Here is a 13,047-nt window from a genome sequence, read left to right as displayed (position 1 = left end):
CCCACACGCCGTGTGCGGCGCGGCGCCCCCCACGGCCGGACCCAAGGAAGGCGCGGGACGGTGCCCTGCCGGGTCAGCCGCTGGTGAGGGGCAGGGTCAGGGTGCTGCCATGCAGGTCGACCTTGACCTTCGTGCCCGCCGGGTAGCGGAGCGTGTAGGCGTGGTCGGTGGCCAGCACCATGAGGCCGATCCGGTGGCCGGGCTTGAAGACGTAGTCGTACGGCTGCATGGGCCAGCTGAACGTGTAGTCCTTGCCGGGCTTCACCGGGGTGCTGCGCCAGATCGACTCGCGGTTGCGCACGTCCGTCCAGCCGCGCGTCACGATCTTGAACGGGCTGACGGCGGTGGTGTACTTCCGGACGGTCCGGCAGCCCTCGTCGCCGGGGATCGAGTCGCCGTAGCACCACCGGTCGGACGTCGGGGCGAAGCCGGAGACGCGCTCGTCGGAGCCGTAGTCGACCAGGAGGGCCGACAGGTACGGCGAGCGGCCGTCGACGGAGGCGCGCAGCTTGATCCGCGCCGTGCCGCTGAGCCGCACGGCCTTGGTCAGCTTCGGCGTGAGGTAGACCAGGCGGTTCGGGTCCGCCGCGTCCGGGTTCGCGGCCAGCTCCTCGGCCTTGCGGGACGGGTCGTCCACCAGCTGCTGGGTGCCGGCGCCGCGCTCGCCGAGGCCCTTGGCCGACAGGCCGAGCGGCACGGGGCGGGCCGAGGCCTCCGGCCAGTCCTTGTGCGTCTCCCACTGCCCGGGGGTGCGCTCCAGGTCGACCTTGGGCTGGCGCATGATGTCGTTGCGGACGTTGTAGAGCTCATGCGCGAACCAGAGGTTCAGGGATTCGAGCCACACGCTCTGGCGGACGTCCAGAGGCTCGTCGTGCGCGGCCTGGTGGATCCACAACTTGCGGTCGACGCCCGCCTTCTTCAGGCCGTCCCACAGCAGGGACATCTGGATCGGCTTGACGTTCCAGTCGGCGAGGCCGCTGGTCATGAACACGCTGGCCTTGAAGTGGGGCGCGGACTTGGCGAAGTTCCGCTCGTCCCAGGTCCGGTTGTAGTCGCCGGTGACCCGGTCCATCTTCTTTTCGAGGTCGTGCATGACGGGCGCGCAGACCTCAGGGTCGCGCCGGGTCAGGACGGCCTTGGCGTGCAGGTCGAGGTCCTCGCCCTCCCAGCCGTCCGGTGCGACGACGCCGCCGTTGGCGCGGTACTCGTCGTACCAGTTGGACACGCCGGAGATGGACACGACCGTCTTGAGGCCGGACACCCGGGTCGCGGCGGCCGCCAGGGGCAGCGTGCCGTCGTAGGACTTGCCGGCCATGGCGACGTTCCCGGTCGACCACCCCGCGCGGATCTGGTTGCCCTGGGCGTCGTACGCGGTGGCCTTGCCGGTGAGCCACTCGATGACCGACTTCATGCCCTGCGCCTCGTTCGGTCCGACGGCGGTCGGGCAGCCGTCGGAGTCGCCCGTGCCGAGGGTGTCGGCCGCGAGGACGGCGTAGCCGCGGGAGACGAAGTAGTTGTCGTAGTAGACGCGCGAGTAGCTCGTCGGTCCGGGCGGACCGGGCGGCGGCGTCCACGGCGCGAGGCGCGGGTAGTCGGTGACGTCGGCCGGGTGGTACGGCGGGTCCTGGAGCCCCGCGTAATAGGGGCTGCCCTCAAGGATCGAGGCGACCTTCAGGCCGCCGCCCGTCTCCTTGGGGCGGGTGATGTAGACGGACACGCGGTCGCGCTTGCCGTCGTGGTCGCTGTCCACGGTCGTCTCGACGAACACCTTCTCGCGGATGGCGTCCTTGAACGAGAACGTGGGCTGCGTCTTGCCGTCCTTCACCACGATGTGAGGACGTCCCGCGTCGGCGTACGCGGGCACCGTGCCGGCCGCGAGGCCGACCGCGCCCGCGAGCGCCGCGGCGGGTAGGAGTGAGAGTCGCAACGTCCGCTCCTTGGCTGCTGAGAGAAACCTGATCAGCTTCCAGAGCGGACACAACGCCCGTCAACGGTGATTCTTAACAAACCGGCTTGTTCACGCGATCCGGTCGATGACCAGGGGGAGCGCGGGCACGGTGCCGCCTGCCTCGATGTCGAAGGCGCCGTCCAGGGCCTCCAGCGCGCGACCGAACCTGGCCTCGTCGTCGGCGTGCAGCGTCAGCAGCGGCCGGCCCGCCTCGACCGTGTCGCCCGGCTTGGCATGGCAGATCACGCCCGCGCCGAACGAGACCGGGTCCTCCTTGCGGGCCCGGCCGGCGCCCAGACGCCACGCCGCGACGCCCACCCCGTAGGCGTCCAGCCTGGTCAGCACGCCCGAGGACGGGGCGGTGACCACATGGGTCTCGCGGGCGGCCGGCAGCGGCGCGTCCGGGTCGCCGCCCTGCGCGGTGATCATGCGGCGCCAGGCGTCCATGGCGGAGCCGTCCTTCAGCGCGTCCTCCGGGTCCCTCCCGGAGATCCCGGCGGCGGCGAGCATCTCCCGCGCCAGCGTCAGGGTCAGCTCGACCACGTCGGACGGGCCTCCCCCGGCGAGCACCTCCACCGACTCGGCCACCTCGACGGCGTTGCCGACCGCGTTGCCGAGCGGACGGTCCATCGCGGTCAGCAGCGCGACCGTGCGCAGCCCGTGGTCGGCGCCGATCGCGACCATCGTCTCGGCCAGCTCGCGGGCCCGGTCCGCCGTCTTCATGAACGCTCCCGAGCCGACCTTGACGTCCAGCACCAGCGCGCCCGTGCCCTCGGCGATCTTCTTCGACATGATCGAGGAGGCGATCAGCGGGATCGACTCCACCGTGCCGGTCACGTCCCGCAGCGCGTAGAGCTTGCGGTCGGCGGGCGCGAGGCCGCTGCCCGCCGCGCAGATGACCGCGCCCGCCGAGCGCAGCACGTCCAGCATCTCGGCGTTCGACAGCGACGCCCGCCAGCCCGGAATCGACTCCAGCTTGTCGAGCGTCCCGCCGGTGTGCCCGAGACCGCGCCCCGACAGCTGCGGGACCGCCGCCCCGCACGCCGCCACCAGCGGCGCCAGCGGCAGGGTGATCTTGTCGCCGACCCCGCCGGTGGAGTGCTTGTCGGTGGTCGGACGGTCCAGCGCCGACCAGTCCATCCGCTCCCCGGACCGGATCATCGCCTCGGTCCACCGGGCCACCTCGGCCCGCGACATGCCGTTCAGCAGGATCGCCATCGCCAGCGCCGACATCTGCTCTTCGGCGATCACGCCCCGCGTGTAGGCGTCCACCGCCCAGTCGATCTGCTCGGGGGTCAGCGTCCCCCCATCCCGCTTGGCACGGATGACATCGGTGGCGTCCACGAAATCCTCTCAAAGGTGAAACAGTGCCGGCCAGGGTGTGCCGGCCAGGGTGCGTCGGTCAGGCCCGGTCCACGAGATCGTCGGGACCGAACGCGTCCGGTAGGACGTCCGACATGGGCAGGATGCCGCGCGTCGTCTCCAGCAGCATCGGGGCGCCGCCGTGCTCCCACAGCAGCTGCCGGCAGCGGCCGCACGGCATCAGCGGATCACCGTGCCGGTCGACCACCGCCATGGCGACCAGCCGGGGCCGCTCGGACTTTCCGGGCCCGTGCAGCGCCGACACGACCGCGCACTCCGCGCACAGCCCGACGCCGTACGAGGCGTTCTCCACGTTGCACCCGGTGATCACCCGGCCGTCGTCCACCAGCGCGGCGGCCCCGACCGGAAACCCGGAGTACGGGCAGTAGGCACGTTCCATAGCCTCCCGCGCCGCAGCGCGCAGAACAGGCCAATCGATCTCCATGAGCCCTACCTTTCTGGGGGGACGACCCCCCAAACCCCCGACAAGGGCAGCTGACCGACGTCCTCCGCTGCGCTCCGGCCGTCGGACCAACACCCCCTCGGGGGACGGCCCCCAAACCCCCGACAACAGCAGCTGACCGACGTCCTCCGCTGCGCTCCGGCCGTCGGTCAGCGCGCCTCACCACGCCTGTAGCGGAGCCCGTTGGCGGCGGGCATGCGGAGGCGTTGGCTGGCCAGGGCCAGGACGAGCAGCGTCGTCAGGTGCGGCGTGAAGGAGACCAGCTCGCCGGGGACGAGGTCGCTCAGCAGGAACCACGTGAGCAGCGCGGCGGCCGCGACCAGGGACAGCACGGAGCCGACGACGGCGGCGCGCATGTCGCGGCGGTGCGCCACGTCCAGCGCCGCCTGCGGGAGCAGCCGGTTCGCGCGCACGCCCTGCCAGACCGCGACGCCGATCAGCAGGATCGCCACGAACAGCAGCAGCGCGTGCACCGACTGGCCGCCGCCGCGCACGTTCATCGCGTCGGTGTAGCCGAACAGCAGCGAGCCCGCGGCGAGGCCGCCCGGACGCCAGTTGCCGAAGATCATGGCGGCGAGGCCGATGAACCCGCGCCCGTTGGTCTGGCCGTCCTGGTAGAACGGCGCGGCGACGGTCACGAGGAACGCGCCCGCCAGGCCCGCGAAACCGCCCGAGATCATGACGGCCGCGTACTTCATGCGGTAGACCTGCACGCCGAGCGACTCCGCCGCGTACGGGTCCTCGCCGCACGAACGGATCCGCAGCCCGAACGCCGTCCGCCACAGCACGAAGAAGCTGGCCGGGACGAGCAGCAGCGCCACCAGCGTCAGCAGCGACATGTCGCTGGTCAGGCCGCGCACGATGCCCGCGATGTCCGACACCAGGAACCAGTGGTGCTTCTCCAGCGAGCCGAGCCAGTCCGGGCTCTGCCAGTCGCCGACCTTGCCGCCGGACAGCACCGGCAGCGTCAGCGTCTGCACCGGATCGACGGGGGGCGACTGCCGGGGGCCGCCGCCGAGCGCCTTCGCCTCCCCCTTGTCGAAGATCAGCCCGGCGAGGAACTGGGTGAGCCCCAGCCCGAGGATGTTGATCGCGACGCCGGACACGATGTGGTCGACGCCGAACGACACGGTCGCGACGGCGTGCAGGAGCCCGCCGAGCGCGCCGCCGATGATCCCGGCGAGGACGCCGATCCACGGGCCCCACTGGTAGCCGGCCCAGGCGCCCGTCCAGGTGCCGAGGATCATCATGCCCTCGAGGCCGATGTTGATCACGCCGGACCGCTCGGACCACAGGCCGCCGAGCCCGGCCAGGAAGATCGGCACGGCGAGGCGCAGCGCGGCGCTGACCGTCCCGCTGGAGGTCACCGGGTCGGCGTCGTCGATCACCCGGACCAGCGACAGCAGCACCAGCAGGCCCGACGCGATGATCAGGTAGTGCGGCCAGCGCAGCCGGCGCGCGCCGCCCGCGGCCTTCCGGGCCGGGGCCGTCTCGGTGGCGGTGCTCATGAGGCGCTCCCAGCGGCCTCGCGGGCCAGGTCGTGGCCGGTGGCCAGCTCGGCGGCGACGGCCCGCTGCTGCAGCCGGATCTCCCAGCGCCGGACGAGCTCGTACACGATGACGACGGTCAGCACGACCACGCCCTGCATGACTCCGACGATCTCCTTCGGGACGTCGACCTCCTGGAGGACGTCGGACGTCTGGTCGAGGAACGCGAACAGCAGCGCGGCCAGCGCGATGCCGGCCGGATGGTTGCGGCCGAGCAGCGCGACCGTGATGCCGGTGAAGCCGAGGCCGGCCGGGAAGTTCAGCGAGTACTCGTAGGACGCGCCGAGCAGCTCCGGCATGCCGATCAGGCCCGCCACCACGCCGGACGCGACCATCGTGTAGACGATCATGCGGCGGGCGTTGACGCCGCTGGCCTGCGCCGCCGACGGCGACAGCCCCGACACCTTCAGGTCGAACCCGAACCGCGTGCGGTTGATGACGACCCAGAACACGACGCCGACCAGGATCGCCAGCGGCAGCAGCCCGTACACGTCGCCCGGCAGGTCGATGCCGATCGAGGACAGGAAGCCGTTCAGGCCGCCGACCCGTCCCGACTCGGGGATCTGCGGCGTCGCGACGTTGTTGCTGCCCGGCCGCACCTCGGCGAGCCGCTTGTCGTTCAGCAGGTAGGCGATCAGGCCGGTCGCGATCGCGTTCAGCATGATCGTGGACAGCACCTCGCTGACCCCGCGGGTCACCTTCAGCACGCCCGCGATCGCCGCCCACAGCCCGCCGACCACCATCGCCGCGACGATCGTCAGCATCTGGCCGAGGGGGGCGGGCAGCGCCAGCGCGCCGCCGAGCGCGGCGGCGAGGAACGCGGCGATCCGGTACTGGCCGTCCACGCCGATGTTCAGCAGCGCCATCCGGAACCCGATGGCCACGGCCACGGCCGACAGGTAGTAGCGGGTGGCGCGGTTGATGATGTCGACGATCGAGTTGTCGGTCGTGCCGTAGTCGATCATGCTCTGGATCGAGCTGACCGGGTCGGCGCCGGTGACCCGCAGCAGGATCATCGTGATGCCGAGGGAGATCAGCAGCGCCAGCACCGGCGCGCCGATCTTCAGGCCGAGACCCCGCGGGCCGAGGCCGCGCAGCATCGCCTTCCACGCCGGCACCGTCTCCGGCTCCACCGGACCGGACGCCTTCGCGGGCGGCCCCCCGGGCTCGGGGCTCTCGCCCGGACGCGGCGCGGGGACGCCGGCCGGGGGCGTCGCGCCCGCCGGCTCCCCGCCGTCCGCGGGCTCCTCGCCCGCCGGGTTCAGGTCCTTGCGCTCGTCGCTCATGCGGGCGCTCCGGCGCCGGTCATGGCGGAGCCGAGCTCCTCGGGGGTGACGGTCCGCGGATCGACCTCCGCGACCAGCCGTCCCCGCAGGATCACGTGCAGGGTGTCGGACATACCGATGAGTTCCTCAAGATCGGCGCTGATCAGCAGGACGGCCAGCCCGTCCGCGCGGGCCTGCCGCAGGTACTCCCAGATGGCGGCCTGGGCGCCGACGTCGATGCCGCGCGTCGGATGCGCCGCGATCAGAAGCCGCGGGTCGCCGGACATCTCCCGCCCGACGATGAGCTTCTGCTGGTTGCCGCCCGACAGCGCGGCGGCCGGCACGTCGATCCCCGGCGTCCGCACGTCGTAGGCCTGGACGATCCGGGTGGTGTCGCGGCGGGCGCCGCGCCGGTCGACCCACGGGCCGCGCACGTTCGGGCGCCGGGTCTGGTGGCCCAGCATGCGGTTCTCCCAGAGGGTCCCCTCCAGGATGAGCCCGTGCCGGTGCCGGTCCTCGGGGATGTAGGCGATGCCGGCCTCGCGGCGCCGCCGCGTCGCCCACGAGGTGATGTCCTCGCCGCCGTAGCCGATGGTCCCCGCGTCGGCGCCGCGGATCCCCATGATCGCTTCGATGAGCTCGGTCTGCCCGTTGCCCTCGACCCCGGCCAGCCCGACGATCTCACCGCGGCGGATGCGCAGCGACACGCCGTCCACCACGGGACGGCCCTCGGGGGTCAGCACGGTGAGCCCGGCCACGTCCAGCTGGACGTCCTCGGTGACGGTCGACTCGCGCAGCTCCGGGGTGGGCAGCTCGGATCCGACCATCAGCTCGGCCAGCCGCCGGGACGTCACCTCCCGCGGGTCGAGCCGGGTCGCGACCGTCGTGCCGCGCCGGATCACCGAGATCGTGTCGGCGACGGTCAGCACCTCGTCCAGCTTGTGGGAGATGAACAGCACGGTCAGCCCCTCGGCGCGCAGCTCGCGCAGGTTGCCGAACAGCTCCTCGACCTCCTGCGGGACGAGCACCGCGGTCGGCTCGTCCAGGATGAGCACGCGGGCGCCGCGGTAGAGCACCTTGAGGATCTCCACGCGCTGGCGCTCGCCGACGCCGAGCGTCTCGACCAGCACGTCGGGGTCGACGCGCAGCCCGTACGCCTGCGACATCTCCTTGATCTTGGCGCGCGCGGCGGCGAAGTCGATCCGGCCGCGCCGCCGGCCCCTGGCGCGGGGCTCGGCGCCGAGGATCACGTTCTCCAGGACGGTGAGGTTGTCGGCCAGCTTGAAGTGCTGGTGCACCATGCCGATGCCGCGGGCGATCGCGTCGGCCGGCGTCCGGAAGGCCGCCTGCTCGCCGTCGACCTCGACGGTGCCCTCGTCCGGCCGCTGCATCCCGTAAAGGATCTTCATCAGCGTGGACTTGCCGGCGCCGTTCTCACCGCAGAGCGCGTGCACCTCGCCGCGCTCGATGGTGAGGTTGATGTCGCGGTTGGCCACCACTCCGGGGAACCGCTTGGTGATCGATGTCAGCCGCACGGCCGGCACCTGGTCAGGCACGAGTGCCCCTCCTCCTGCCTAGAACGTGAGAGAGGTCCTGGACGGGGAAACGTGCCGCCGCACCGGGCGCCACCACGAGATGGCGCCCGGTGCGAGCCGTCGGCCGGCGGGACCGGCCGGCACGTCGCCGCGCGGGAGCGTGCTCCCGCGTCCCGGCCGCGGCGTCAGGCCTTGGTCGGGACCGTGATCTTGCCGCTGACGATGTCGGCCTTCAGCTCGTCCAGCTTGGCCTTGATGTCGTCGACGTTGCCGCCGGAGGTGGCGTAGCCGATGCCGTCGTTGCTCAGGTTGTACTGCTTGGTGCCGGCCTTGAAGGTGCCCTTGGCGACGCTCTCGACGAAGTCGTAGACCGCGACGTCCACGTGCTTCTCCATGGACGTCAGGATCTGGGCCTTCACCCCGGCGACCGCGGGCTGGTTGTACTGGTCGGAGTCGACGCCGATCGCCCACTTCTTGGCCGCGCCGACGGTCTTGATGACGCCGATGCCCGCGCCGCCCGCCGCGTGGTAGATCACGTCGGCGTTCTGGTCGAGCTGGCCCTTGGCCGCCTCGTTGCCGAGGCCGGCGTCCTTGAAGCCGTTGAAGTTCGGGGGCTGGGTGAGGTACTTGGCGGGCAGCACCTTGATGCCCGGCTTGGCCTTCTTCGCGCCCGCCTGGTACCCGGCGAAGAACTTGTTGATCAGCGGGACGTTGACGCCGCCGATGAACCCGATCGTGCCGGTCTTGGACTTCAGCGCGGCCGCGGCGCCGACCAGGTAGGAGCCCTGCTCCTCGGAGAAGCAGGCGCCGCTGACGTTGGCGCCCTCGACCTTGCACTGGTCGGCGTCGACGACGAGGAACTTGGTGTTCGGGAAGTCCTTGGCGACCTTGTTGATCGAGGCCGTGTAGGCGAAGCCGACGCCGATGACCGGGTTGTAGCCCTTGTTGGCCAGCAGCCGCAGGCGCGACTCCTTGTCGGAGTCCGGCTCGTCCGGCTTGGCGGAGATCTCCTCGGTCTTGACGTCCAGGTCCTTCTTGGCCTTGTCGAGGCCCGCGGCGGCCGAGTCGTTGAAGGACTGGTCGCCGCGGCCGCCGATGTCGAAGGCCAGACCGATCTTGAGGGTCTTCTTGCCGTCGCCGCCGTCGTCACCGCTGTCGGCCTTCTTGCCACCGCACGCGGAAGCGCTGAGCGTCAGCGCCGCACCCGTCACGGTGACGAGCGTAATCTTCAGTCCACGGCGCAAGGTAGCGCTCCTTCCGTCCCACCCACGGTCCGGTGACAGATCCGGTCACCGAAATCGTCAGGACGCTACCTCGCGAATGAGGGCAAACCTCTCGCTTGCACGGTTTCGCAACAGGTCCGTTACCAATGCGTAGGCATATCGCCACAGGTCAGCGCCGCCATGGACGGCGCTGACCGGCGCGCGAGGCCCTCGTGCGCGGACGTCCGAAAGGACGGAAGGCGACGGGCCGGGTGATTACCCCTGGTGATCAAGCCCGGCCGGCGGGAGGAGTCTAGGCCAGCGCGGCGCCCTCGATCGACTCGGCGTCGCCGGGACGGCCGCCGTCCCACAGCGCGGTCAGCGCGGTGGCGCTCAGCACCTTCGTGCCGACGGCGATGCACCGCTCGTCGACGTCGAAGTCGCCGCGGTGCAGGTCGTACTCGCCGGGCGAGCCGGGAGTGCGGACGCCGAGCCGGGCGAGCGCGCCGGGGATCGACTCCAGGTACCAGCCGAAGTCCTCGCCGCCGAGGCTCTGCGGGGTCGGCACGACGCCGTCCTCGTCCATGACCTGGGCGGCGGCGTCGCGGAACATCTGGACGCTGGCCGCCTCGTTCACGGTCGGCGGGACGCCCCGCACGTACTCCAGCGACGCCTCCACGTCGTAGGCGGCGGCGACCGACTGCAGCAGCGCCTTCATCATCTCCGGGGCCCGGTGCCACGCCTCGTCGTCCAGGCAGCGGACGGTGCCCTCGGCGATCCCGTCGTCGGGGATGGCGTTGGCGACGGACCCGGCCGAGACGCGGCCCCACACCAGCGACAGGCTGGAGCGCGGGTCGACGCGCCGCGACAGCGCGGACGGCAGCTCGGTGACGATCTTGGCGAGCGCGTAGACCAGGTCGGCGGTCAGGTGCGGCCGGGCGGTGTGCCCGCCGGGCCCGGTGACCTTCACGTAGACCTTGTCGCAGGCCGCGGTGATCGGGCCGGTGCGCAGCCCGAGCTGGCCGACCTCGATGCGGGGGTCGCAGTGCAGCGCGAACGCGCGGTCGACGCCCGCGATGCCGCCGGCGGCCATCACGTCCAGCGCTCCGCCGGGCGTCTCCTCGGCGGGCTGGAACAGCAGCCGGACGCGGCCGGGCAGCAGCCCCGCCTCCGCCTGCTGGGCCAGGAACAGGCCCGCGCCCAGCACCATCGTGGTGTGCACGTCGTGGCCGCACGCGTGCGCGACGCCGGGGACGGTCGACCGGTAGGCGACGCCCTCCTTCTCGTCCTGGAGCGGGAGCGCGTCGATGTCGGCCCGCAGTGCCACGGTCGTGCCGTCGGCGGGGCCGATGTCGCAGAACAGCCCGGTGCCCTTCGGCAGGATCACGGGCTCCAGCCCGGCCGCGCGGAGCCGCTCGGCGAGCCTGCGGGTCGTGCGGTGCTCGGAGTAGCCGAGCTCGGGGTGCATGTGCAGGTCGCGGCGGAAGGCGATCAGCTCCGCCTCGTGCCCGGCGAGGAACGCGTCGAGCTGCGGCTGCAGCACGGCGCCGCCGAGCACCGCCGGGACCCCGGCCACGACCGGGGCTCCGGTCGCCGCGGCGGACGCGTCCCGCCGCGCCGAGCCCTCGGCGTCGTGCGGTGCGGGCCCGCCGGCGGCCGTCCCGTTCACTCCGGCGGCGCCGGAGACGGCGCCCCGGTCCTCCCGGCCCTCGGGACTCTCGTGTCCCGGGGCGGCGGGTGGTTCAAGGCCGGGCATCACCCCGGGTCCCGGATGTGTCATGTGCGCCCCCTGCGCGATGGCGGAGCCTAGCGGCGCCCGCCGGGTGATGTTCTCGTTGGTGGATGCGGTGCGGTTCTCGGGTCTGCTCGCGGGATCGGTGCTCGCGGGACCGGTGTTCGCGGGGTTCCCGGCGCCGTCCGGCTGCTCACGCTCCGGCATGTGCGACCTCCCCCAGTGTGACGAACCTGTCCTCCGCGAGCTCGGCGATCGCCGCGTCGACGATGTTCTCCAGCGTCCCTCCGCCGGCGCGGATCGCGCGCTGGCGCTCGTACGGGGCGCCGTGCTCCAGCACCTCGCCGGCGACCTTGAGCTCCTCGGCGCAGCCGAGCCGGTCGGCGACCGGCTCCAGCTCCCTGATCAGCTCGTACAGGTCGTCGCGGAGCGGAGCGGTGCTCCCCGTGTCGTCGGTGATGACGATGGCGTCGAGCCCGTACCTGGTGGCGCGCCACTTGTTGTCGCGCACCACCCAGGCGGCCGGCCGCGGCAGCGTGTACCCGCGGTCCAGCTGCTGCTCGAACAGCGTGACGAGGCTCTGGCACAGAGCGGCGGCCATCCCCACCTCACGCAGGGTGGGAATCCCGTCGAACATCCTGATCTCGACGGTGCCGAAGTCAGGATGCGGCCGGATGTCCCACCAGACCTCCTTGATGCTCCTTATCGTTCCCGAACGCATCAGCGTGTCCATGTAATCCTCGAAGGCCGCCCAGTCGTCTAGCAGATGGGGCGGCCCGGCCGTGGGCAGCTGGCCGAACACGACCGCCCGGCAGGACGCGAGGCCGGTGTCGCTGCCGCTCCAGAACGGGCTGGACGCGGTGAGCGCGAGGAAGTGCGGAAGGTAGGACGAGAGCGCGTTGACGATCGGGATCGCCTTGGCGCCGTCGGAGATGCCGACGTGGACGTGAACGCCGAACGTCTGGATGCGCCGGGCCAGCCACTGCATCTCCTCGACCAGCTTGGCGTAGCGCCCCATGGGCGCCATCACCGCCTCCCGCCAGTCGCTGATCGGGTGGGTGCCCGTGCAGGCGAGGGCGAGGCCGCGGTCGTCGGCGGCGGCGCGCAGGTCGGTGAGAGTGCCGGCCAGGTCGGCCTTGGCCTCCCCCACGGTGTCGCTGATCCCGGTCACCACCTCGATGGTGGACTCCATCAGTTCGTGCCGGACGCGGGGATTGTCGCCGTCGTCGCTGAGCGAAGGCAGGGCTGCGAGCACCTCGCGTGCGTCCTGCCGCAGGTGCCTGGTCTCCGCATCGACGAGCTGGATCTCCCACTCGACGCCGAGCGTCGACCCGTGCGATGCGTTGAAGTCAATGGCCACGGCCAACCTCCGTCCACAATCCTTGCAGGTCGTTGCGTGGCACGTGGCGCAATTCAGCCAGCGGGTCCCTAAGCCTGGACAAACGCCGGTCCAGGTCACGTGTTCGTTCCATGATGGCGTCCGTGCCCGCCCCCTGCCGGGCGTCCATGCCCTTTGCGGATCAATTGACTCATGCGAGCCGTCGGAAGGGGGGCGGACGTCCTACTTTTCGGTCATGATCTTGGCGTTCGCACCGCTAGATCGAACTAGTCAGTCCGTCCAAAATACCGTCAGCCCGTCTCAAAGTCTCGTCCATGACGGATCGTAACCGATCGGCCCCGCCCCTTACGTACCGGGATATGACCGCTGCACCCTCTCGTCACGTCCGTCGCCTGCGCCCCGCGCTTGCCGGATTCGCGATCGGGTACCTCTTCGCCGGATAGGTCGCCTAGTCTTCGGGGGGAGTCATGGGCGTTGGGCGCCTGCGCGCCGGGAGCGATCGCGCTCCCATGGGACTGAGGAGCGTCGGGAGCTTGCCAGGACAGCGACGAGGGCCGGCCGGCGTCCGCCGCGCCCTGACGTTGATCACCGTGCCGGTCGCGGCCGCCTCGCTCGCGGCGGCCCCCGCGCTCGCCGCCGCCCCGGCCGGCGCCG

Annotated in this window: 9 protein-coding genes; all 9 read right to left on the bottom strand. The window is 71.7% G+C overall.

Features of this window, described 5'->3' with window-relative positions:
- Positions 1 to 73: 73 nt before the first annotated feature.
- Positions 74 to 1,927, bottom strand: coding sequence for a Xaa-Pro dipeptidyl-peptidase (locus tag AB0K37_RS34715; RefSeq protein ID WP_363988321.1), 1,854 nt, complete (start codon positions 1,925 to 1,927; stop codon positions 74 to 76).
- Between the two features lie 90 nt (positions 1,928 to 2,017).
- The gene (locus tag AB0K37_RS34710; protein ID WP_363988319.1) at positions 2,018 to 3,292 is read right to left on the bottom strand and encodes a thymidine phosphorylase; all 1,275 of its coding nucleotides are present in this window, start codon (positions 3,290 to 3,292) and stop codon (positions 2,018 to 2,020) included.
- Between the two features lie 58 nt (positions 3,293 to 3,350).
- Entirely contained in the window at positions 3,351 to 3,755 is a 405-nt protein-coding gene (locus AB0K37_RS34705; RefSeq protein ID WP_363988316.1) for a cytidine deaminase, read from the bottom strand.
- 167 nt (positions 3,756 to 3,922) lie between these two features.
- Positions 3,923 to 5,281, bottom strand: a complete 1,359-nt coding sequence (locus AB0K37_RS34700) for an ABC transporter permease (protein ID WP_363988313.1) — start codon at positions 5,279 to 5,281, stop codon at positions 3,923 to 3,925.
- On the bottom strand, positions 5,278 to 6,606 hold the full coding sequence (locus AB0K37_RS34695) for an ABC transporter permease (protein ID WP_363988310.1): 1,329 nt from the start codon (positions 6,604 to 6,606) through the stop codon (positions 5,278 to 5,280). Before AB0K37_RS34695 ends, AB0K37_RS34700 begins: the two co-directional genes overlap by 4 nt.
- A complete protein-coding gene (locus tag AB0K37_RS34690; RefSeq protein WP_363988307.1) occupies positions 6,603 to 8,141 on the bottom strand; it encodes an ABC transporter ATP-binding protein in 1,539 nt (512 codons plus the stop codon). The genes AB0K37_RS34695 and AB0K37_RS34690 overlap by 4 nt, the downstream gene beginning before the upstream one ends.
- Before the next feature lie 164 nt (positions 8,142 to 8,305).
- Positions 8,306 to 9,364: a BMP family ABC transporter substrate-binding protein gene (locus AB0K37_RS34685; protein WP_363988304.1), complete on the bottom strand. Its 1,059-nt coding sequence runs from the start codon at positions 9,362 to 9,364 to the stop codon at positions 8,306 to 8,308.
- A gap of 271 nt (positions 9,365 to 9,635) precedes the next feature.
- Complete coding sequence (locus AB0K37_RS34680) at positions 9,636 to 10,880, bottom strand: M20 family metallopeptidase (RefSeq protein WP_363988324.1); 1,245 nt, start codon at positions 10,878 to 10,880, stop codon at positions 9,636 to 9,638.
- Positions 10,881 to 11,247: 367 nt separating this feature from the next.
- Positions 11,248 to 12,414 (bottom strand): glutamate--cysteine ligase, encoded by a 1,167-nt coding sequence (locus tag AB0K37_RS34675; protein WP_363988301.1) that lies wholly within the window; start codon positions 12,412 to 12,414, stop codon positions 11,248 to 11,250.
- Between the last annotated feature and the right edge of the window lie 633 nt (positions 12,415 to 13,047).

Origin of the sequence: Actinomadura sp. NPDC049753 (genome assembly GCF_040674655.1) — a bacterium.
GTDB classification, from domain to species: Bacteria; Actinomycetota; Actinomycetes; order Streptosporangiales; family Streptosporangiaceae; genus Spirillospora; species Spirillospora verrucosospora.
This window is presented reverse-complemented; position numbering and strand designations above follow the sequence as displayed.